Below are 22,226 nucleotides of genomic sequence, written 5' to 3'. Positions count from 1 at the left end.
CTACATATTGTATTTCAAAACTATTAGTGTTAATTATGCAAGTTTCTCAAATAATCGATAAGTGTTTTCTTGGTACCCACTTCAAAAAAAACAAGAGCAAAATATTTTATTTTTGTCTCTTAAGTGGCTCTGGGAAACATATATATTATGTTGAAAGGAGTTCTTTTTATGCAAAAATTTTCTACAAATGCTTTAGTTAAAAACGCAGTTGTTGCTGCTATTTATGCAGTAGTAACTGTATTCTTACTGCCTTACCTAAGCTACGGCGACCTACAATTTAGAATTGCAGAAATTTTAGTATTACTAGCTTTTATAGATTCCCTTTATATACCAGGACTTGTAATTGGATGTATTATTGCTAATCTAGGCAGTCCCCTAGGAGTAATTGATATATTTGCAGGCTCATTTGCTACACTTTTAGCTGTTACTGCAATTTATCAAACCCGAAAAGTTTTGGGTAATAATTTTAAAGCATTAGTAATAGCAAGCCTATGGCCAGCAATATTTAATGGATTAATAATAGGCTGGGAATTAAACTATGTGCTTAATCTTCCTTTTTGGATATCAGCAGGTTACGTAGCTTTAGGGGAATTTGTAGTAGTAAGTATTATAGGTACTATAATATTCAGAAGTATATTATCTAGGGAAAATTTTCTAGACATACTTGTATTAAGTAAAGATAATAAATAGTAATTAAAAGCCTTAACATAAAGACAATGTTAAGGCTTTTTATATCCTAATAATCCCAATCTTCCTTCTTTTCACCTATGATTTTTCTATAATACTTAGCTGTTTCGCCATAGTTCCCCAAAGCTTTCTTACCTTCTGGATGAAGCTTATATATTCCTCTATCAACCTTCTCAAACCATCCATAGAAATTTTTTGAAAGAATACTTTGGGTTTTAGCACTTGTACCAAGCTCCCTTAGCCTTTTAGGTGAAAGTGGTCCATATTTTTCCAAACAGCAAGCTATATGTATGGCATTTTCTCTATAGGCTGTCATAATTTTTTCTTTAACACTACCACCTATATTATAGCTCCCAGATCGTCCATTTATTTCTCTAATTATGCTTTCCTTCATCCTATTACTTTTTTTATGTTCATAAACCGATGGATGGAAAACTATTTCAACCTCTGTTGTAGTTTCTAAAAAAGATACTACTATAAGCCCTATCTCTAGACGTTTTATCAGATTACATATGTCCTTCCAATGCTTGCTCCATTTAAAGTTCTTTGGTTTAGGTATAGCTATATATACCCCATTGGTTATTTTCTGCCTCTTTGTAGCTTGTATAAGCAGCCTTAAGCTTATACTTTTCTTAAGTTCAATAATGATTATTTCTTCACCCTTTTGAGCCACAATGTCACAGTCCTTAACTTCACTTTGAACCTTATAGCCTTGATTCCTTAGGTAACTACTAATAGGTCCATATAAATCTTTTTCTAATATTTTCTTTGAAGTGTCATTAGCCATCAATTCCTCCAAAATCATAGGATAATATTAATTTTTATTGATACGATAATTATTTGCTTCCTCAAGGAGTGCCTCAAATAGCTTTAAGAATATTGGATGGTGTATTGTCAAATCTTCTGGATGCCACTGAACACCTATCACAAAATTTTTATTAATATGTTCTATGGCTTCGATAGTACCATCAGCTGCCCATGAAGTCTCCTCTAATGACTCAGCAACCTCTTTTACCCCTTGATGATGAAAAGAGTTTACCTTCATTTCAGTTTTTTTAAATATGTCAAAAAGCTTACTTTCAGGATTTATCCTTATATTGTGGTAAAGATTATGTACAGGTGTGTTCTGTGGAAAATGCCCTAAAGAATTTTTTCTTTGTGAATATATATCCTGATACAACGTTCCACCCATTGCAACGTTGATTAGCTGCATTCCTCTACATACACCTAAAATGGGCATATCTAGTTTAAGAGCTTCTAAAAAAAGCTCTATTTCAAATTCATCTCTTTCTTCACATATAGTTTGAACCTGTTGAATAGGATTTTCTTCATAAATCAACGGAGAAATATCATTTCCACCAGTAAAAATTATGCCATCTATCATATTCAAATAATTTATTATAGCCCTTTTATCATCAATCAATGGAATCAATATAGGAATACCACCAGCTAGTTGTACTGATCTTATATAATTATGACTTACAAGGTTATATAATTTTCTAGGTCTATTCTTGTTTTCCCAAAATGTTGTTATACCAATAATTGGTCTCATTTTCATTATCCTTTCTAAATATGAGGAAAGTTATTTTTTAAAATTTATAAATAATCTCTTTATTGAGTGCCTTAATAATCTCAATTACCCACCTTATAGCATCATCATAATCCTTTATTGCTGAAATTCCTTCATGGGTATGTATATATCTTACAGGAACGCCAATTACAATTGTAGGCACTCCCGCATTTGATAAATGAATCTTGCTTCCATTTGTAGCTCCACCTAATCTTACTGCATCCTGAAAATCAATATTCAAGTTTTTAGCTATTTCTCTAGCAAATTTTGTAAATCTAGGATTTGAAATCATCAATCTATCTCTATGCCTTATTTGAGGACCTTTTTTTAAAACCGATTGAGCCTCAAACTCATCTCTGAATGTATCATCGGCTGGCGTTCCTTCAAATACAATGGCAACATCTGGTTTAACTGTATTTGCAGTAATAACAGCTCCCCTCATTCCAACTTCTTCTTGAGTAGAAATTGTTCCCACTACATTTACATCTAGTTCTTCATTTTGTAATTCCTTTAGTACCTCTATTACCAGCCCACATCCTAATCTATTGTCAAAAGCCTTTCCTATTATTGTATCGTTTATATCATTATGTCTAAATTCAACATCGGGAATTATAGGTGCTCCTATTTCTATTTTAAAATCCTCTAATACCTCTTTTCTTGATGTGGCTCCAATATCTATAACCATATCTAAAATATCCAAAGTCTTATTTTTTTCTGATTCTGTCATAAAATGAGGTGGTTTAGTTGCAACTACTCCAATTATATATTTTCCTTCAGAGTTCTTGATTCTAACCCTATGGGCAGGAATATTTTGGGATACCCAGCCACCACTAGCAATAAACTTTATAGTCCCATTGGCTTTAATAGACTGTACCATAAATCCAACCTCATCAGAATGACCATCTATCATAACAATTGGCTTATTGCCATCATTTTTTTTTCTATAAAGATATAGATTCCTAAGTGAATCCTCTTTTATATCTAAGTAGTTTTCCGTATATTTCCTGATCACATCAACCACTTCATCTTCAAAACCTGATATACCATTAGCATTAGATAATTCTTTAATCAATTCTAAATTCATAATTCATCTCCTCAATTCCTTTATTATTTTCAATATTTTTATCATCATTAAGTAAATTTAATAAACAAGGAAGTCACATTGTATTATTCCTCTTTAGTTCCTAAACTATCGTATAGTTCCAAAAACTTTTCTCCTTCTCTAGAAATTGTTGTTCCTGCTCTTCCAGGTCTAACTAAAATCAAATCCAAATTATTCAAAATTTCTAGTCTAAGTCTAAGCTGTTGATCAGTTAATACAATTTCTCTTTGTAGAAGAAGCTGCCTTAGAGTGGCTCTTCCATAGGAACAATGCTTCTTCTTACCTTCTAAAAATACTCTTAAAATTTCTAAGCTTTCTTCTAAAAAACCTCGTTTTTCTATCTCTCTAATTATTTCATTTATATTAATATCATATTTGTTATTTATGTTATTATCTTTTTTATCTTTATTCCATGCTTTAGTAAAAAACGGTAAGTCTTCTGGCGTAATTATACTTTTTTCACTACAAGCAATATATGTTAATACATTGAATAATTCCTTGACATTTCCATCCCAAGTATATTGACGTAAGATTTCCATAGTATCATCTGTAAACTTAATATCATGTCTGTTAAGATTGTCTCTTAAGTATTTATAGGTTAAAATTTCCATATCCTCTTTTCTATCCTTTAATTGTGGAATTATGCAAATCATTCTTGTCAGTAGGTAATAAAGCTCCTTTTTAAATAATCCTTTATTTACAAGCTTTTTTATATCTACTGTACTGGTAGTAATTATTCTTAAATTTACAGGAATCGATAAAGGATTCCATGCACAATAAACTCTCTTTTCCTGTAGAAATTGTATTAATTTAGCTTGTGCTTCTAAAGTAAGTTCTCCAACTTCTTCAATACATAGTGTACCATTTTGAGCTATCTCAAATAGCCCCTTTATATATATACCCTTGTCATTATATCCAAATAATTCCTTTTCCATTGCCTCTGGTGTTCTAGATTCACAATTTATACTAACATAAGGACCATTTTTAAAATAAGAATAATTATGAATAGCTTCAGCTAACATGCTTTTACCTGTTCCAACATTACCAATAATATGAATTGGTTCATCAGACAAAGCAAATTTTTTTGTGACTTTTATTAGTTTTTTCATTTCATTACTATATGTTATAATATCTTTAAATGTTGATTTTGCCATATATTTCTTTGAAGAATTTATTCTATTTTTCTCAATATCCATTTGTGTTTCTTCTGATAGAACAAACAATGACTTAATGTATTTTTTACAGATTATAGAATAGTCTAATTTAATACCAAGCAACTCATAAAGCCTAATTACTATTGATATATCAGCTATTCTATATCCTACATCAATGACTTTTTTAATTCCAGCAGGTATCATAGCCCTCTCACCTGGAGTTACCACAATATCTATTTTTCCCTTGAAATTTGAGTTAGGATAATATGGTATGTACTCATGTCTACCAATACTTTGCTTAAGCTCCTCAACTACTTCATCTGTATTCTTCCTTGTGTCATTTACAACAAATATTTTACTGCCCGATGGAATTGATAAAAGCTCCTTTGCTTTATAAAAATTTATACTTCTTTCAATGATTAAACATTCTGTATCTTTAGGTATAAAGGGCTTAATAAGTGGTTCTATTAATTTTCCTGATATTAATACTATTTCATCGTCTCCAATAACGTTTGACTTTAAGTCTTTAATTGTCATTGCTCTTACAGATACAATATCTCCAAATATTACCCTTAGTTGGGTACTAATCTTCTTTGCATAAAATTCTTGAATTGCAATAACAACTAATTTACTTTTAATCAACAATTTCACATCCTTAAATGTTTTAATAAATTAATATAAATGACAAGCAGTAAAATGTCTATCTTCTACTTCCTTGAATTCTGGAGCTATCTTTTTACATATGTCTTTAGCGTGTTTACATCTAGTATGAAAAGCACATCCCCTCGGTGGATTTAATGGACTTGGTATATTTCCTTCTAATATTATCCTTTTCTTTTTTATTCTTGGATTAGGTATAGGTACAGCTGACAATAATGCTTGTGTATAAGGATGCAAGGGATTATCATACAATGTATCTTTATCAGTTATTTCTACTATTTTGCCTAAATACATTACTCCAACTCTATCACTTATATGTTCAACAACACTTAGATCATGGGCAATAAAAAGATATGTAAGATCCAAATCTCTTTGTAAATCCTGCATTAGATTTAGTACCTGAGACTGAATAGATACATCCAAGGCAGATACTGGTTCATCTGCAATAATAAGCTTAGGCTTAGCTGCTAATGCTCTTGCAATACCAATTCTTTGTCTTTGTCCACCACTAAATTCATGGGGATACCTCACTGAATGATATGAGCTTAATCCTACCATGCCTAGAAGTTCATGAATACGCTTTTTCATTTCTTCACTATCTTTATACATATTATGAACTATAAGAGGCTCAGCAATTATTTCTCCAACTGTCATTCTAGGATTCAATGAAGCATATGGATCCTGAAATATCATTTGTATATCTTTTCTTAATGGCCTAATTTCATCATCTGTCATTTTACTAATATCCTTACCTTGAAAAATTATCTGTCCATCAGTAGGTTCAATTAGTTTCAATAACATTCTACCCGTTGTGGATTTTCCGCATCCGCTTTCTCCTACAAGCCCTAAAGTCTCACCATTGTATATCTCAAAGGAAACATTATCAACTGCACGAACAAATTTTTCTTTTTTATTAAGAATACCCTTTTTTACAGGAAAATATTTTTTTAAGTTCTTAACTTCTAATAGAGGCTTTGCCATTATATTCCCTCCTCTCTATAGACTTTTTTATTCACATAACCAGCATTTACTGCTGTGATTTTCTTCTACATTATAGAATGGCGGTTCTTCCTCCCAACATTTATCAAAAACATTCTTGCATCTTGGTGCAAATTTACAACCCTTAGGCATATTTTTAGGGCTTGGTACATTGCCTGGAATAGATGCTAAACGCTCTACTTTCTGACGAAGTACAGGAACGGATTTCAAAAGTCCCTTTGTATAAGGATGCTTGGGATTTTCAAATATCTGATAAACATCTCCACGTTCAACTACTCTACCAGCGTACATAACTACAACTCTATCACACATTTCTGCAACTACTCCTAAATCATGGGTTACAAACATTATTGCAGTACCTACATCCTTTTTAAGCTTTTTCATTAAATCTAAAATTTGAGCTTGTATAGTTACATCTAATGCAGTTGTAGGTTCATCTGCTATTAGAAGTTTAGGGTTACATGCCATAGCCATAGCAATCATTACCCTCTGTCTCATCCCCCCTGATAATTGAAAAGGAAATTCTGAATAAATATTCTCAGCCCTAGGAATTCCTACTAATTTTAGCATTTCTATAGTATGCTCTTTAGCTCTTGCCTTATCATATTTTAAATGTAACCTAATAGCTTCACTAATTTGTTTTCCTATTCTAAGAACAGGATTTAATGACGTCATAGGTTCTTGGAAAATCATAGCAATATCATTTCCTCTTATCTTTCTCATATCTTCTTCTTTCAAATCTACTAAATTCCTGCCTTGAAATTCAATTTTTCCATCAACTACTTTCCCTGATGTATCATTTAATAGACCCATAATTGAAAGGGAAGTTACACTTTTTCCACTACCCGATTCTCCTACTATTCCTAAAGTTTCTCCTTCATTAACATGAATATCTACCCCATCTACTGCTTTTACTATTCCATTATCAGTAAAAAAATAAGTCTTTAAATTTTTAATTTCAAGTATTTTTTTATCCATTTAAGTTCCCCCCTCTCTCATAATCAGTTATCTATTTTGGGATCTAAGGCATCCCTAAGCCCGTCGCCTAGTAAATTAAAAGCTAATACCGTAACAAATATAGCCATGCCTGGGAAAAAGGTTATATGTGAAGCCACACCTAAATAATCTCTTCCTGAGCTTAACATAGCTCCCCATTCTGGTGTGGGCGGCTGTGCTCCCATTCCAAGAAAGCTTAAACTGGATGCTGTCAAAATAGAAGTACCTATTCTCATCGTAAAATATACAATTATTCCAGAAAAGGTTCCTGGTAATATATGCTTAAACATAATTCTTTTATCCTTTGTCCCAATGCTTTTAGCTGCTTCGACATATACTGTTTCTTTTATTGCAAGGGTACTTCCTCTAACTATTCTTGCAAACATAGGCGTACTGAAAATGGCAACTGCAAAAACTACATTATAAAGCCCTGGACCTAGTATAGCTATAATACCTATTGCTAGTATAATTCCAGGAAAAGCAAACAAAACATCTGCTATTCTCATTATTACATTATCAATCCACCCTCCATAATAACCACTTATAAGCCCTAAAATAGAACCTAAAATAGCACCAACCAAAACCGAACTTAAACCAACTGCCAAGGATATTCTTGCTCCTACTATTACTCTACTAAATATATCTCTCCCATAAGCATCTGTTCCAAACCAGTGCTTACTCGATGGTCCTTCTAAGATATGATCATAATCAGGCTCTGCAACATCATAGGGAACTATATAGGGTCCGATTATGGCAGTTATAAAAAACAAACATATAAACAATGCTGCTACAATAGCTGTTTTTTGTTTCTTGAATTTCCTCCAAAATTCTGAAAAAGGTGTTCTTATATCTTCCATTTTTTCATTTTCATTAGGTTTAGCTACTTCTCTAACTGTACGTTGAGACAATTCTATCCCTCCTTATCATTATCGATAACTAATTTCAGGATTTAATACTGCATATAATAAATCTACAATTAAGTTAATAATAATAAATTGTAGTGAAAAAATTAGAATTTCTGACTGAATCATTGGATAATCTCTAAATGCCACTGAATCTATTAGCAGGCTTCCCATCCCTGGCCAACTAAAAACTGTTTCTATAACAACAGAACCACCTAAAAGAAATCCAAATTGCAACCCAACCATTGTTACGATAGGAATAAGTGCATTTCTAAATACATGTCTCCACACAACAACTTTCTGGATTAACCCCTTTGCTCTTGCAGTTCTCACATAATCTTCTTTTAAAATATCCATCACTGATGATCTGGCAAATCTGGCTATTATTGCTGCCACTCCTGCCCCCAATGTCATAGATGGCAAAATAAAATGCTTAAATGTTCCATACCCACCTGTTGGGAGCCATCCTAGCTTTACTGAAAAAATTTGTACCAGCATAAGTCCAAGCCAAAATGATGGCAACGAAATACCAGAAACAGCAGCAAACATTCCTGTATAATCCTGCCATTTCCCACGATTAACTGCCGAAATAATACCAATTAAAAGTCCAAAGATAACGGACCAAAAAATACTAAATAGAGTCAACGTAAGTGTAGGAACAAATCTATTTTTTATTTCCTCTAGCACTGGTTTTTTAGTTTTTAATGATGTTCCTAAATCGCCGTGTAATATACCCTTCATATAAGTTATATATTGAACATATAAAGGTCTATTTAATCCCAATTCTTCTCTAATAAGTTCTACATCTGCCGCTGTAGCATCTTCTCCAGCAACTATTCTAGCTGGATCACCTGGAATTAAATGTATGAAAAGAAATACAAAAATTGATATCAATATAAGGGTCGGTATAACACCAAGTACTCTCCTTATAGTATAATTTAGCATCTAAATCTCCTCCCTTCTAAAGCAACGGCGTCTGACTACGCATTTTAAGTTGCAAGTTCCATGTTCCAAGTTTTAAAGTCATTCTTTTAGGTGGAAAGAATTTAATTCTTGATTCTAAAATTTTAATTAGAATAAGATAAGCACCCTTAAGTGCTTATCTTATGTTTCTAAGCTATATGAAAGGTTTTATTTGATTTCTGCATCCTCTACACTAAGGGAGCCATCTGGTAATAGATATACTCCTTCTAAATACTCTTGTCTACCACCCATTGTTAAGTTAACTCCTAAAAATGCCCATGGAGCATCATTCCATATGATTTCCTGTACCTTCTCATATGCTTCTCTTCTTTCTTCATTGTCTGCTGTAGCTATACCTTTTTTAATCCATTTATTAGCTTCTTCATTATTATAATAAGCTGTATTGTATGAATTTGGAGGGAATGATTCACCAGCAAACAACGGTCTGATTCCCCAGTCAGCATCTCCTGTAGATGGTGACCATCCACCATAGTACATTTGAAGTTCAGCATCCTCTGGATTTTCTACTGTCCATATCCTTTCAAGTCTAGTACCTGATTCCATCGGAACTAGGTTTGCTTTAATGCCAATTTGAGCAAGCTGCTGTTGTAGGAATTCCATACCTTTTATAGTACCAGAACTGTTATTTGACCAAATCTCAGTTTCAAAGCCATTTTCGTATCCAGCTTCCTTCATAAGTTCTTTGGCTTTTTCTAAATTGAAATCATATGTATTTTCTTGTTTAGAATAAAACTGTGTATTTGGAGCTATTATTGAATCCATTTTTTCCATATATCCGCCATAAACAACCTTTGCAAATGCTTCCTTATTAATTGCATAGTTAATAGCTTTTCTTACTCTAACATCGTTAAAAGGCTTTTTATTACAATTCATTGCTAAATATCTAACGATAATTGATGGTTTTGTTTCTACAATAACACCGTCTTTACCATTAATTGCTTCAATCTGCTCTGCTGGAACAGGATAGATAAAATCTGCTTCCTTTGTTTGTAACATAGCAATTCTACTTCCATTCTCTTTTACAGGTTTAAATGTAATGGAATCAACCTTCGGATAATCAGGCTTCCAGTAGTTTTCATTTTTAACTACTTTTAAGTAAGTACCTGAAATCCATTCTTTAAAAACAAATGGTCCTGTACCAACAGGGTTGCGTGATACTTCTTTTCCAAATTCCTCTAAGGCCTTTGGACTATGCATCATAGCTGCTGGATGTGCAAAGGTATTTATCATAGCCCCAAAAGGTTCTTTAAGTACTACTTTAACAGTATAATCATCAATTACTTCTGTATGGTCTACTATTGCAAATAAACTGTGTCTTTTTAGCTTATTTTCTGGATTTGCCAATCGGTCTATATTAACCTTAACTGCCTGTGCATTGAAATCTGTACCATCATGGAACTTAATTCCTTTACGTAATTTAAATGTAAATTCTGTTGCATCTTCATTAGCTTCATAGCTTTCTGCAAGAACAGGTATAACATTCATTTCCTTGTCAAAGCCTACTAGACCCTGCATCATCGTCTTTTGTGCTGAATAGGACAATGTATCATTAGTATCATGTGGGTCCATACTAATAAATGTGTCTGCCACTGCTATCACTATGTCTTTATTGTCCTTAGCAGGTGTCTTACTCTCATCTTGAGTTTTTTCTGTAGCTTCTTGTTTTTGTTCTTGACTTGCTGCTCCAGTATCGGTTTTGTTTCCACATCCGACTAAACTAGATACAACTAAAGCCATCACTAAAAACAACACAAATACTTTTTTAAACATCTTTTTTCCCCCTTAAAATATAATTTTGTATGTAAAAGTGCAAAGCACTTTTTACCTAATAAGCAAGACTTATATTGAAAATAATTTCTAAAGTTTTTTTGCCAATATATATATAGCTATATGGCCAAAAAACTAAAAGGAATGATTTTGTTAACAAAATTTAATAATTACATTATACAACACAAAACAACCTATTACAACCTATTAATCTTAATTCCATACTTTTTTAAATATTTTTATTAATAATGGACCACATAAAAAGCATTATAAACTCTTTAGCTATATTAATTTAATCTTTTTTTATATGTCTTTTAATTATTATAAATGTTATACTATTATATATTTGGGGAAATTGCATAGTACATTTAAAGAATTTTGGAGTGCAAAATTTAGTAAATAGAGTCAAGAAAGCTATTTACATATTGCATTTCAAAATTATTAGTGGTAATTATGCAAGTTTCTCATTTAATTTTAAACTACATAGTTGAAGGAGGAAAATAATGCTTGATTTAGACTTAGCTTTAGAAAAAGTAAAAAAATGGGTTAAAGAAGCTGGTGATATTCAAAAAGAATATTTTAGAAAGAAAAGTATATTGATCAATACTAAATCAACTGGTATTGATTTAGTAACCGAAGTAGATGAGCTTTGTGAAAAACATATGTTAGACTCCATAAAAGAAAATTACCCTCTTCATGGAATTTTATCAGAAGAATCTGGAAAATCCGATACTAATATAACATCAGATTATTTATGGATTGTTGATCCTGTAGATGGTACTACCAACTATGCTCAAGGGCTCCCTATATTTGCTATATCAATAGCACTTAAATATAAAGATGAAACTATTTTAGGAGTTGTATATTGTCCAATAGTTGATCAATTATTTGAAGCTGTTAAAGGCAAAGGAGCATATTTAAATGGAGAGAAAATCACTATTGGCAATAAAAGAGATTTAAGTGAATGTGTTTTAGCAACTGGCTTTCCCTATGATAGGGCTGTACACAAGGATAATAATGCCAATTATTTTGCTCATCTTGTACCAATGGTAAGGGGACTTAGGAGAATGGGGTCAGCAGCCTATGATTTAGCTAATGTAGCAGCAGGAAGCCTTGATGGCTTTTGGGAAATAAATTTAAGTCTCTGGGATATTGCTGCTGGTGAACTTCTTATAGAAGAAGCAGGTGGAAAAATAGTATATTTAAAAGAAAAAAGAGGTATTTCATTAGTAGCAGGAAATGAAGCTATATGTCAGAAAATATTAGATCAAATAGAATATGTTGATAAAATAATATACAAAACCCCTTGAATAAATTTTTCTATCAAGGGGTAAAATTTACCTAGCTAAAGCAATGTCTTTAGTTTTTGTATCATAATAATCTTCTAAAAGTACTGGTGTTCTAAATCTTAAGGACTTTTTAATATCAAGTATTCTTTGATTTTCGGAACCCCTAAATTTAAGGAGTAGGTTCTTTTGTTTAAGTATGAATGGCCCATCTATAAGTACATCTATACTTTTTAAAAATTCAATCCATCCATCTTTATATTTTTTACCTCTTTTATTTATTAATTCTTCAAATTTATAGCCTGTATAACACCATATATCTAATCCCATATCCTTTGCTGCTAAAGCTATCTCAAGACATTCAATTGGCTGTTCAAATGGGTCTCCACCACTAAAGGTAATCCCCCTATGTAATCTTAAGCCCCTTAACTCGTCAATAACATCCTTTACCTCCATTAAAAAGCCACCATTAAAGTCATGGGTACTAGGGTTATGGCATCCATAACAATTATGCCTACAACCCTGAGTCCATATTACCGCCCTTAGACCTGGTCCATCAACAATACTATCTCTCATAATCTTATGGGATAGTCTAATAAGCATAAACCCACATCTCCTTACTATCTCATGCCATGTTTTGTTCTATCCTTAACCTCAGCAAGCTTAGCATCATTAAATCTATCTATAGTACCAACTAAATATCCTGTAATTCTTCTGATTCTCTCAAACTTTATTCCATCAGCTTCAGTCCTTCCACATCGTGGACAAACATTATGGATAACCCCATTATATCCACAAACTGGATCTCTATCCACAGGGTGATTTATGCTACCATATCCTATACCCGCTTCATGCATTGCCCTCACAACCGTTTCAAAGGCTTCAAGATTATCAGAGGGGTTCCCATCAAGTTCTATATATGTAATGTGACCTGCATTAGTTAATTCATGATAAGGAGCTTCCAACTTAATCTTGTCAAAGGCACTTATTTTATAATAAACAGGAATATGGAAAGAATTTGTATAATAATCTCTATCATTAATATCTTTCAATACTCCAAACATCTTCTTATCAAGTCTAGTGAATCTGCCTGATAATCCTTCAGCAGGAGTTGCAATAAGTGAAAAATTCAGTTTATATTTTTGTGAATTAGCATCGAGCTTATCTCTCATAAACTTTACTATTCTAATTCCTAATTCCTGTGCTTCCTCACTTTCTCCATGGTGCTTACCTATTAATGCTTTTAAACATTCTGCTAAGCCTATGAAACCCACAGTTAATGTTCCGTGTTTTATTATCTCACTTAAACTATCTTCCCAAGATAATTTATCTGAATCAATCCAAACACCTTGCCCCATGAGGAACGGGAAATTTTTAACTTTTTTAGATTGCTGCACCTGTAATCTTTCCATAAGTTGGTCTATAAGAAGATCAACCTTAGAATCTAAATCTTCAAAAAAGCCTCTTATATCAGGAGTCCCATTAGTTATTTGACCATACTTTATTCCTAGCCTAGGTAAATTTATTGATGAGAAGGAAATATTACCTCTTCCTGTGACTATCTCCCTTGATTTATCATATACATTTCCAATAACTCTAGTTCTACATCCCATATAGGTTGCCTCTGTTTCAGGTCGTCCTTCAACATAGTATTGAGCATTAAATGGAGCATCTAAAAAACTGAAGTTAGGAAATAATCTTTTAGCTGAAACCCTACAGGAAAGCTTAAATAAATCATAGTTAGGATCTCCCACGTTATAATTTATTCCTTCTTTAACCTTAAAGATTAGTATTGGAAATATGGGAGTTTCTCCATTCCCTAGTCCTGCTTCCGTAGCTAAAAGTAAATTTCTAATAACCATTCTACCTTCTTCAGAAGTATCCGTTCCAAAGTTTACACTGCTAAATGGCACCTGAGCTCCTGCTCTTGAATGCATGGTGTTGAGATTATGTATAAAAGCCTCCATAGCTTGATAAGTTCTCCTGTCAGTTTCCTTATATGTGTGCTTAGTAACAAATTTTTGTATTTTTGCAGCTTCTACATCATTTATATTTAATCTATCCTTAAGTATGGATATTTCTTCAGCTTTATATTTATCACTTTCCTTAAGTCTTAATTCTTCTTCTGAAGCTTTCTCGCTTTTTTCTACTATTTCACTAGCAATACTTTTTGCTTCTTCATCCTCCAAATCAAAGTTTAACACTAAAGCCTTTATCATATTTTCAATATACAGCCTTCTATAGGTTTTTTTCACCCCAGGTGCTAAACCATAATCAAAGGTAGGAATACTTTGACCTCCATGCTGATCATTTTGGTTTGATTGTATTGCAATAGCCGCTAAGGCAGCATAGCTCATTATATCCTGTGGTTCCCTTAAAAATCCGTGTCCCGTTGAAAATCCATTCTTAAATAACTTCAATATGTCTATTTGCGTACATGTTAACGTCCCCATGTTAAAGAAATCTAAATCATGAATATGTATATCACCGTTATCATGGGCAAAGGCATGCTTCGGCTTTAACATATGTGATTTGCAAAACTCTTTAGAAACCGTACTTCCGTATTGAAGCATTGTCCCCATTGCAGTATTTCCATCTATGTTGGCATTTTCTCTCTTTGTATCACTCTCATTAGCATCCTTTAGGGTAATCGTTTCAATGGTTTTCATAAGCCTTGTTTTTGTTTCTCTAATTCTCGTTCTTTCCGCTCTATATAATATATACTCTTGACTTGTTTTTGCATGTCCGCTTTCTATTAATACTTTAACAACTGCATCCTGTACCTGTTCAACCGTTGGAATTTCATTACTATATTTTTTATTAAGAAGAGCCACCACACGTTGAGTTAACTTTTCTGCAATATCATAAGAAGCTTCACTCCCTTCTTTATCTGCGACAACCTTCGCCGCTTTATAAATTGCAGCAGTAATTTTTTCTGGGATAAAGTTAATTATTCTTCCATCCCTTTTCTTAATTTTTTTAATCATATATTTCTCCCTTTCTGCTATATATTGTGCATACAACATCTATATATACTATATATAGATTTAAAAGCAACAAAAAATACCCTCTGACTTTTAAAAGGGCTAAAAAAATATACTACTTGCTGTCTGATATCTAAATTTTATCAAAAGAAAATCTAAATAACAATAAGAAAAAAGACCCATAATCTACAGTAATATTGCTTTGTTTGTCATATTGCTCTTTTTTTCTCAAGAATCCTCTAATTTTTAAGCTGGTTACAATTATAAATAGAAAAAATGCGACAAAAGTCGCATTTTTAGATCTATATATAAGTATATATAAAAAATAGTTTGTAATCATTCCTTACGTTTAGCTCATTATCTTAGGTATCTATTCAATAAAAACTCTAGATATTTTTATATGTATAAATTAAGTTTTACTATGGGAAATCTATATATATAACCAATCATACACATTAGCTTTGGTAAAAAGAAACCACATATATTTTATAATACCTTAGCACCTACAAAATCAATATCTAAAGACTTTACTTCCCACTTCTTACTTAATGTATTTAAGAATTCCTGAATTTCAATATAAAAATTTTCATTACCATCTTCACATAATAATGCCATTATTGTCGGACCAGCACCACTCAAAAATACCCCTAAACAGCTTAAATCTTCACATTTTTTCTTTATCTCATCAAATCCATCGATTAGTTTTCCCCTATAATTTTGGTGTAATCTATCATCACAAGCAGTTCTTAGAAGATTAAATTCACCATTAGTCAATGCAGTAATAAGCAAAGACACTCTTCCTACATTGAAAACTCCATCCTTATATGGAATCTCCTTAGGTAAAACTCCCCTTGACTCTTTAGTTGATAGTTTAAAATCAGGAATCATTGCATAAAATTTCAATCCTTTAGCTACATTTATTCTACTATAATTTATATTATTATTATCCTGTATTGCTACAGTCATACCTCCAAGGAGGGCAGGAGCTACATTATCGGGATGACCTTCAATCTCGGTAGCAAGGTTTAATATTTCCTCTTGTGATAAAACCCCACCTGCAATCTCGTTGGCACCAATTACTCCTCCAACTATACAAGCTGCACTACTACCTAGCCCCCTTGATACAGGAATATTATCTTTAATTATTATTTTAATTCCCTTAGCTTTATACCCTATTTTTTCAAAGCATTTTTTCATAGAAATATAAATTAAATTATCTTCATTTGAAAATTCTTCATGGCAGCCCTCTATAATTAATCCCTTGTCTATTTCTTCGAAATAAAATATATTATATAGATTTAAAGCTACTCCAAGACAATCAAATCCTGGTCCTATATTTGCACTTGTAGCAGGAACTCTTACTTTTATCATTTTTATCATCCTATCTAATAAATAATATTACACTTTAAAATTATTATTTTAAAATATCAGTAATAACTTTTTTAATTTCGTCATTTTTACATTGCCTATTATGCAAAATTTCTCTTTTTTCCAAATCCTTTATTCCCTTTGGAATATTCATATCTGTAATATTTGACATTTCTTTAATTAACTTAAAATCGTCATATCCTTCAACATTTGCATCTATAGCCTTCATAACACTTCTAGTAAATTTGAATGGGCTTGCTGTAGATGCTATTATAGTCTTTGTTTCATCACCAGTATCTTTTTTATACTTTTTGTAAACAGCATATGCTACTGCTGTATGGGTATCTATCACATAATTAGAATCCTCATATACTTCTTTTATAGTATCACAGGTCTCATCATCATCTATATATCCACCATAAAAGTCCTTAAGACCTTTCTTCATTTCATCGGATATTACATACACTCCACTTTCTTTAAGCTTTGCCATCAAATCACTAACCAAATCATTATCATTTCCACTTAAATCGTATATAAGTCTCTCTAAATTACTTGAAATAAGTATATCCATTGATGGTGAAATGGTCTTCTTAAATTCTCTTCCAATATCATACACTCCTGTATTAATAAAATCATATAGAACATTGTTTTCATTGGATGCACAGATTAATTTATTGACTGGTAATCCCATTTTCTTTCCATAATAAGCAGCTAAAATATTACCAAAGTTTCCAGTTGGTACTACTATATTTATCCTTTCATTTTTAGTGATTTTTTCTTCTTTAAGCATGTTTAAATACGCAGAAAAATAATATACTATTTGTGGAATCAACCTGCCTATATTAATAGAATTTGCTGAAGAAAACATATAACCCTTTTTATCTAATTCCTCATTAAACTCTTTATCGGCAAAAACTTCCTTAACTCCCCTTTGTGCATCATCAAAATTTCCTTCTATTCCTACAACAAAGGTGTTCTTTCCTTTTTGAGTTATCATCTGTCTTTTTTGTATATCGCTTACTCCATCCTCAGGAAAGAAAACTATTATCTTAATCCCATCTACATCTGCAAAACCTTCAAGAGCTGCTTTTCCAGTATCACCTGATGTTGCAGTAAGTATCACTATTTCCCTGGTAATATTCAATTTCTTACTTGCGGTCTTCAATAGATGGGATAATATTGAAAGAGCCATATCCTTAAAGGCTAAAGTAGGACCATGAAATAATTCAAGAAAATATACTCCTTTTCTTTCAACTAATGGTGCTATATCTTCAGCTTCAAATTTCCCATCATAGGCTTTATTTACACACTCCAATAATTCTTTATCATCAAAATCAGTAAAGTATTTTTTCATTATGTAAAATGCTAACTCTCTATAATTCATATCCATCAATTCTTCAAATGATTTTTCTACCACTGGAAATTCTATAGGAACATATAATCCTCCATCATGGGCTAAACCTTTAACTATCGCTTCGGAAGAAGTAATAGTTAAATCATTGCTTCTAGTACTTTTATAAAAACAAGCTGCCATTTTAATCACCTCAGGTTATTATTAAGATACAATTTGTTTTATTTTACAACAAATCTGTAAATCATACAACAACAAATGTAATTTTTATTCGTACATTTTAAATAAAAATGCGTCTGGTGATGTATTTTTAGTTGCAAATTCCAGGTTCCAAGTTGCAAGTTTTCAGGACATTCTCTTAGGTTTCGAAAAACAAATCTTAATATTTTACTGGTAATAGTTTGTAATTCCTTTTGTCAGTTGAAATCACTTTATATAATACGTGAACTCGTTTAGCTTGCGCTAAACATCGAGACTTCAGATGGAGAGTCTACTCCACCTGAAACAAAAAGTGAAGGTCTAACAAATTTAGATAAAATTTCTTCAAAAATATTTGAGTTCTTATACAATAAATAATCCGCTGGAATAAGGTCCAGCGGTTATTAATTTTCTATACCCTTTCTTGCCATTACGCCTTTAGTATAATAGTGCTTTATTTCCTTCATTTCAGTTACTAAATCTGCAATTTCTATAAGCTCCTTAGGAGCATACCGTCCCGTTAGAACAACTTCAACATGAGGAGATTTTTGCTTCAACATCTCTATTACATCTTCTACTAAAAACAATTTGAAGTATAGTGCTATATTTACTTCATCCAAAATAACCACATCATATTCTCCCTTTGAAAGAATGTCACTACATTTTTTAAGACCATTTTGGGCTGCATCGATATCCTCCTGCTCAGGCACTCTATCTATAAAACAGCTTCTTCCCAGCTGCTCAATCCTAAAATTAGGAAGATATTCTTCTGCCTTTACTTCACTATATTTCATTCCTTTCACAAATTGTCCCATATAGACCTTTTTACCTGCACATGCAGCTCTTAATGCTAATCCTAATGCCGCAGTTGTCTTACCCTTGCCTTCTCCTGTATAAATATGTATGTATCCCTTTTCCATATTAATATTAGTCCTCCTATTTTATTTAAGATGCCTTGTATAATAATACCATCTAAGAAAATAATGAAAATTGGAATAAAAAGCTATAAAAAGAATAAGTATATTTAATGGTATAAATTCATTCTCCTTTATACTCATAAATAGTATTGTAATAAATATAATATTTGAAACTATCAAGGTTAATATACCTTGTACAGAATCCAATGGTTTTGACATAATAAACCCTATTAAGCCCTTTGAAGTCCTAGCATAACATCCTTCATGGTACACCGCTACACCAATAATACCCTCTTGGACGATCACTAGCTGACTCTTATACTCTATTTCTCCACAGCATTTGTTGCAGTATACATCTTTCCCCATAGTATCTACCCCCAAAATAATCTGTTTACATATATTGTTACTATTCTCTTTCTATATAATTATTGTGATTCCTGCTGTAATCTATATATTTTTATATATAACGAGTTGCAAGTATTAGGGTCCTTCTAATTAGTCTTGAACTCCTTTAGCTTGCGCTAAGCATCGAGGCTTCAGATGGAGAGTCTACTCCACCTGAAGCAAAAGTGGAGTCCTCCACTTATAAAAGTAGAGGTCTTACAAGTTCAGATAAAAAAATCATCAATTCCTAAGAAATTTTACAGGAAATGACGATTTCTTTATTGCTAATCTAGTTTTGACAGTTCTAGGGCTAACTTTGCTCCAACCCTTGCGTTATTATATACAAGCTGAATATTTGACTCAAGGCTTTTACCAGAAGTTATACTCTTGATTTTTGATAGAAGAAAGGGTGTCGTTTCCTTACCCTTTATGCCTAGGTTTTCTGCTTCTTCTATAGCATCCTCAATAGCTTTATTAATAATATCATAATCCATTTCATATTCTTCTGGTATCGAATTACCTATAACTAATCCACCCTGTAGCTTTAAGTCCCATTTAGCCTTTACTACGGCTGCTAATTCCTCAGCAGAATCAACTTTATAATCCACCTTAAATCCACTTTTTCTAGTATAAAATGCAGGAAATTCTTCGGTTTTAAATCCAACTACAGGGACACCATGGGTTTCGAGATATTCTAGCGTCAGTCCTATATCTAATATTGACTTTGCTCCTGCACATACTACTGCTACATTGGTATTAGCAAGCTCCATAAGGTCAGCTGAAATATCAAAGGTATTGCTTGCTCCTCTATGAACTCCTCCTATACCACCTGTTACAAAAACCTTTATGCCTGCTAGATTTGCAGCTATCATAGTTCCTGCTACTGTAGTTGCACCATCAAGCCCTTTAGCCAATACAAAGGGAATATCTCTTCTACTAACCTTTATTACTTCATTGCTTTTTGCCATATGCTCTATTTCTTCTTGGCTTAATCCGACCTTTATTTTTCCATTTATAATTCCTATAGTGGCTGGCACAGCTCCGTTTTCTCTAATTATTTCCTCAACTCTTAATGCAGTTTCTATATTTTGTGGATATGGCATGCCATGGGCAATAATAGTCGATTCCAATGCTACGACGGGTTTATTTCCCTTTAAAGCCTTGTCTACTTGTGGGTGCATTTCTAAATATCTTTCTAGCATTATTTCATCTCCTTCATCGTTTCTTCTATCCTCTTAACAGACATATTAGGGTTGATGGTATTTTCATAACCAAGTGCAATTACTGCTGCAGCCATGGAAAACTTGGTGCTTTTCTTAATATCAAAGTCATTTAGATAGCTATATACGAGTCCTGCAATAAAAGCATCTCCTGCTCCAGTTACATTGACCACTTTAATTTCCTTTTGTGGTATATACCCTATGTCCTTACTGTCCCCATAGTATACTCCATCCTTACCAAGACTGATAAAGACTCTCTTAACTCCAGAATCTAAAAAATACTTCATGGCTTTCTTTATATCTTCTCTACTATTTATTTTTATTCCAGTTAATTCTTCAGCTTCAATCTTGTTTGGTTTTATGGTATGAAAAGCTCCTATAAAATCCTTTACCTTTCTTCCCTTTGTGGTAGACACCGTATCCAAGAAAAAATCTACTTCTTTAAAATTAGTAACAATATATTCTATAACTTCCTTCTTTATATTTGTATCAACTACCACACATCTAGAATTCTTAATGATGGATGATTTTTTTCTAATAAAATCAATATTTATTTCATCTATAATATCCATATGGGATAAAGCAACCTTCATATCTCCTTTTTCATCTAAGACCGAAAGATATGTTGAAGAAGGCATATTTTTTAGTATCAAAGAATTGTCCATATCGATTCCCGATAATTTACACTCATCTAGTATCTTCTTGCCATATAAATCATCACCTATAGCCGTTATAAGCTTTACATCTATATCCATCTTAGCAAGATTTTCAGATATATTTCTTCCTACACCTCCAAGGGAAATCTTAATTTTACCAGGATTTGAATCCTCCATTTTTAATATCCCTGTAGGAAATCCAATCAAGTCAATATTGGCTCCTCCAATAACCGTAACATACTCTTTATCCCTTAATATATATCCCTTACCCTTAATATAACCCTTTTTCACAAGATTGGCTATATGGACAGCAGCAGAGGAACGAGCAATACCTAGGGTATCAGCAATCTCTTGTTGTGAAATCATGGGATTATTACTTATTAAAGCTAATATTTCCTTTTCTCTGTCTGTCAAACAAATCACCTATTTCTTTGTTTTTAAACTAATGTTTATAACCTAAACTATTGATTATATAATATCATTATTTTATCTTTTTATCAAGACGAAAAGTCAACTTCTTTATATTTCCATAAAATAGTTCTCTCATTGGAGTCTTTATTTCTTCTCTAAATTTTCAATTCTCTTCTTTAGCTTATCAATCTCCTTTTCAAGCCAAAGATTTTCAAATTCAACTTGAAATATAACCAATATAAGAAAGATTATAATGAGTTGCCTAAAGGAAACAACTGCTTTCCCGTCTATCCAGCTATATAAAAGAAATATCCCTCCTAATATAACAAAGGGTAGCCCTAATTTTTTAATAACGATAAGTATTTCTATTATTCCCTCTTTAGTAAATTTATTGAACTTTTTATAGTCCATATTTCTACCTCTCCTAAAATGGATATTTAGGTATACTAAATAAAACCTCTAACAATCACCTACAAAAAAATATTCTGAAATAAAAGATGATAGAACATTTTATATTGATGTGAAAAGGATAAGTAAGTCCTCATAGGTAATCTATAAATGATTATTAGGCTAGTTGCGAATGATACAGAAGGCTAGTTTCAATCCCTTATAGGTAATCTATAAACGCTT

The 22,226-nt window shown here is 32.2% G+C and carries 20 protein-coding genes; 2 read left to right on the top strand and 18 right to left on the bottom strand.

The genetic code is table 11. From position 1 onward, the window contains the following. Window positions 1–168: 168 nt before the first annotated feature. Window positions 169–690, top strand: a complete 522-nt coding sequence (locus BUB36_RS02400) for a QueT transporter family protein (protein ID WP_073146795.1) — start codon at window positions 169–171, stop codon at window positions 688–690. A 46-nt stretch (window positions 691–736) separates the two neighbouring features. Here the strand turns inward: BUB36_RS02400 and BUB36_RS02395 are convergent, their stop codons facing one another. The 9 genes from BUB36_RS02395 to BUB36_RS02355 all read right to left on the bottom strand — a co-directional run bounded on the left by BUB36_RS02395 (window position 737) and on the right by BUB36_RS02355 (window position 10,824). After that, a complete protein-coding gene (locus BUB36_RS02395; protein ID WP_073146794.1) occupies window positions 737–1,474 on the bottom strand; it encodes a DUF2161 domain-containing phosphodiesterase in 738 nt (245 codons plus the stop codon). Between the two features lie 27 nt (window positions 1,475–1,501). Beyond that, on the bottom strand, window positions 1,502–2,239 hold the full coding sequence (locus BUB36_RS02390; protein WP_073146793.1) for a gamma-glutamyl-gamma-aminobutyrate hydrolase family protein: 738 nt from the start codon (window positions 2,237–2,239) through the stop codon (window positions 1,502–1,504). A gap of 37 nt (window positions 2,240–2,276) precedes the next feature. Then, entirely contained in the window at window positions 2,277–3,341 is a 1,065-nt protein-coding gene (locus tag BUB36_RS02385; RefSeq protein ID WP_073146792.1) for a M42 family metallopeptidase, read from the bottom strand. A gap of 83 nt (window positions 3,342–3,424) precedes the next feature. Next, complete coding sequence (locus BUB36_RS02380) at window positions 3,425–5,155, bottom strand: sigma 54-interacting transcriptional regulator (protein ID WP_084111609.1); 1,731 nt, start codon at window positions 5,153–5,155, stop codon at window positions 3,425–3,427. A gap of 30 nt (window positions 5,156–5,185) precedes the next feature. After that, window positions 5,186–6,154, bottom strand: a complete 969-nt coding sequence (locus BUB36_RS02375) for an ABC transporter ATP-binding protein (RefSeq protein WP_073146791.1) — start codon at window positions 6,152–6,154, stop codon at window positions 5,186–5,188. Window positions 6,155–6,181: 27 nt separating this feature from the next. After that, window positions 6,182–7,150, bottom strand: a complete 969-nt coding sequence (locus BUB36_RS02370; protein ID WP_073146790.1) for an ABC transporter ATP-binding protein — start codon at window positions 7,148–7,150, stop codon at window positions 6,182–6,184. 23 nt (window positions 7,151–7,173) lie between these two features. Then, window positions 7,174–8,076, bottom strand: coding sequence for an ABC transporter permease subunit (locus BUB36_RS02365; protein WP_330390382.1), 903 nt, complete (start codon window positions 8,074–8,076; stop codon window positions 7,174–7,176). 18 nt (window positions 8,077–8,094) lie between these two features. Further along, entirely contained in the window at window positions 8,095–9,015 is a 921-nt protein-coding gene (gsiC, locus tag BUB36_RS02360) for a glutathione ABC transporter permease GsiC (protein WP_073146789.1), read from the bottom strand. A gap of 186 nt (window positions 9,016–9,201) precedes the next feature. Next, the gene (locus tag BUB36_RS02355) at window positions 9,202–10,824 is read right to left on the bottom strand and encodes a glutathione ABC transporter substrate-binding protein (RefSeq protein WP_073146788.1); all 1,623 of its coding nucleotides are present in this window, start codon (window positions 10,822–10,824) and stop codon (window positions 9,202–9,204) included. A gap of 500 nt (window positions 10,825–11,324) precedes the next feature. On the opposite strand from BUB36_RS02355, the gene BUB36_RS02350 reads away from it, so the two are divergent. Further along, window positions 11,325–12,131 carry an inositol monophosphatase family protein gene (locus tag BUB36_RS02350; protein WP_073146787.1) on the top strand — a complete coding sequence of 269 codons (807 nt, stop codon included), beginning with the start codon at window positions 11,325–11,327 and terminating at the stop codon, window positions 12,129–12,131. A gap of 27 nt (window positions 12,132–12,158) precedes the next feature. Here the strand turns inward: BUB36_RS02350 and nrdG are convergent, their stop codons facing one another. From nrdG to BUB36_RS02305, 9 genes are all read right to left on the bottom strand, one after another. Next, window positions 12,159–12,710 carry an anaerobic ribonucleoside-triphosphate reductase activating protein gene (gene nrdG, locus BUB36_RS02345; RefSeq protein WP_073146786.1) on the bottom strand — a complete coding sequence of 184 codons (552 nt, stop codon included), beginning with the start codon at window positions 12,708–12,710 and terminating at the stop codon, window positions 12,159–12,161. A 17-nt stretch (window positions 12,711–12,727) separates the two neighbouring features. After that, window positions 12,728–15,094 carry an anaerobic ribonucleoside triphosphate reductase gene (locus tag BUB36_RS02340; RefSeq protein WP_073146785.1) on the bottom strand — a complete coding sequence of 789 codons (2,367 nt, stop codon included), beginning with the start codon at window positions 15,092–15,094 and terminating at the stop codon, window positions 12,728–12,730. 483 nt (window positions 15,095–15,577) lie between these two features. After that, window positions 15,578–16,462, bottom strand: a complete 885-nt coding sequence (thrB, locus tag BUB36_RS02335; RefSeq protein WP_073146784.1) for a homoserine kinase — start codon at window positions 16,460–16,462, stop codon at window positions 15,578–15,580. 43 nt (window positions 16,463–16,505) lie between these two features. Further along, window positions 16,506–17,993, bottom strand: a complete 1,488-nt coding sequence (thrC, locus tag BUB36_RS02330; RefSeq protein WP_073146783.1) for a threonine synthase — start codon at window positions 17,991–17,993, stop codon at window positions 16,506–16,508. Between the two features lie 419 nt (window positions 17,994–18,412). Then, on the bottom strand, window positions 18,413–18,928 hold the full coding sequence (gene cobO / locus BUB36_RS02325) for a cob(I)yrinic acid a,c-diamide adenosyltransferase (protein WP_073146782.1): 516 nt from the start codon (window positions 18,926–18,928) through the stop codon (window positions 18,413–18,415). Window positions 18,929–18,949: 21 nt separating this feature from the next. Then, on the bottom strand, window positions 18,950–19,291 hold the full coding sequence (locus BUB36_RS02320; RefSeq protein ID WP_073146781.1) for a hypothetical protein: 342 nt from the start codon (window positions 19,289–19,291) through the stop codon (window positions 18,950–18,952). A 302-nt stretch (window positions 19,292–19,593) separates the two neighbouring features. Continuing rightward, complete coding sequence (locus BUB36_RS02315) at window positions 19,594–20,511, bottom strand: pseudouridine-5'-phosphate glycosidase (protein ID WP_073146780.1); 918 nt, start codon at window positions 20,509–20,511, stop codon at window positions 19,594–19,596. Then, window positions 20,511–21,599: a PfkB family carbohydrate kinase gene (locus BUB36_RS02310; protein WP_073146779.1), complete on the bottom strand. Its 1,089-nt coding sequence runs from the start codon at window positions 21,597–21,599 to the stop codon at window positions 20,511–20,513. Before BUB36_RS02310 ends, BUB36_RS02315 begins: the two co-directional genes overlap by 1 nt. 141 nt (window positions 21,600–21,740) lie before the next feature. Then, window positions 21,741–22,007 carry a hypothetical protein gene (locus tag BUB36_RS02305; RefSeq protein ID WP_073146778.1) on the bottom strand — a complete coding sequence of 89 codons (267 nt, stop codon included), beginning with the start codon at window positions 22,005–22,007 and terminating at the stop codon, window positions 21,741–21,743. Window positions 22,008–22,226 lie beyond the last annotated feature (219 nt).

Source organism: Paramaledivibacter caminithermalis DSM 15212, from assembly GCF_900142245.1.
Classification (GTDB): Bacteria; Bacillota; Clostridia; order Peptostreptococcales; family Caminicellaceae; genus Paramaledivibacter; species Paramaledivibacter caminithermalis.
This window is presented reverse-complemented; position numbering and strand designations above follow the sequence as displayed.

What these genes read in the sequence shown, in the direction of transcription:
- BUB36_RS02355 (WP_073146788.1), bottom strand. Translation starts at nt 10,824, where the DNA reads ATGTTTAAAAAAGTATTTGTGTTGTTTTTAGTGATGGCTTTAGTTGTA.
- BUB36_RS02385 (WP_073146792.1), bottom strand. Translation starts at nt 3,341, where the DNA reads ATGAATTTAGAATTGATTAAAGAATTATCTAATGCTAATGGTATATCA.
- cobO (WP_073146782.1), bottom strand. Translation starts at nt 18,928, where the DNA reads ATGGAAAAGGGATACATACATATTTATACAGGAGAAGGCAAGGGTAAG.
- gsiC (WP_073146789.1), bottom strand. Translation starts at nt 9,015, where the DNA reads ATGCTAAATTATACTATAAGGAGAGTACTTGGTGTTATACCGACCCTT.
- thrB (WP_073146784.1), bottom strand. Translation starts at nt 16,462, where the DNA reads ATGATAAAAGTAAGAGTTCCTGCTACAAGTGCAAATATAGGACCAGGA.
- BUB36_RS02370 (WP_073146790.1), bottom strand. Translation starts at nt 7,150, where the DNA reads ATGGATAAAAAAATACTTGAAATTAAAAATTTAAAGACTTATTTTTTT.
- BUB36_RS02375 (WP_073146791.1), bottom strand. Translation starts at nt 6,154, where the DNA reads ATGGCAAAGCCTCTATTAGAAGTTAAGAACTTAAAAAAATATTTTCCT.
- BUB36_RS02340 (WP_073146785.1), bottom strand. Translation starts at nt 15,094, where the DNA reads ATGATTAAAAAAATTAAGAAAAGGGATGGAAGAATAATTAACTTTATC.
- BUB36_RS02400 (WP_073146795.1), top strand. Translation starts at nt 169, where the DNA reads ATGCAAAAATTTTCTACAAATGCTTTAGTTAAAAACGCAGTTGTTGCT.
- BUB36_RS02315 (WP_073146780.1), bottom strand. Translation starts at nt 20,511, where the DNA reads ATGCTAGAAAGATATTTAGAAATGCACCCACAAGTAGACAAGGCTTTA.
- thrC (WP_073146783.1), bottom strand. Translation starts at nt 17,993, where the DNA reads ATGGCAGCTTGTTTTTATAAAAGTACTAGAAGCAATGATTTAACTATT.
- BUB36_RS02320 (WP_073146781.1), bottom strand. Translation starts at nt 19,291, where the DNA reads ATGGGGAAAGATGTATACTGCAACAAATGCTGTGGAGAAATAGAGTAT.
- BUB36_RS02350 (WP_073146787.1), top strand. Translation starts at nt 11,325, where the DNA reads ATGCTTGATTTAGACTTAGCTTTAGAAAAAGTAAAAAAATGGGTTAAA.
- BUB36_RS02390 (WP_073146793.1), bottom strand. Translation starts at nt 2,239, where the DNA reads ATGAGACCAATTATTGGTATAACAACATTTTGGGAAAACAAGAATAGA.
- BUB36_RS02395 (WP_073146794.1), bottom strand. Translation starts at nt 1,474, where the DNA reads ATGGCTAATGACACTTCAAAGAAAATATTAGAAAAAGATTTATATGGA.
- BUB36_RS02305 (WP_073146778.1), bottom strand. Translation starts at nt 22,007, where the DNA reads ATGGACTATAAAAAGTTCAATAAATTTACTAAAGAGGGAATAATAGAA.
- nrdG (WP_073146786.1), bottom strand. Translation starts at nt 12,710, where the DNA reads ATGCTTATTAGACTATCCCATAAGATTATGAGAGATAGTATTGTTGAT.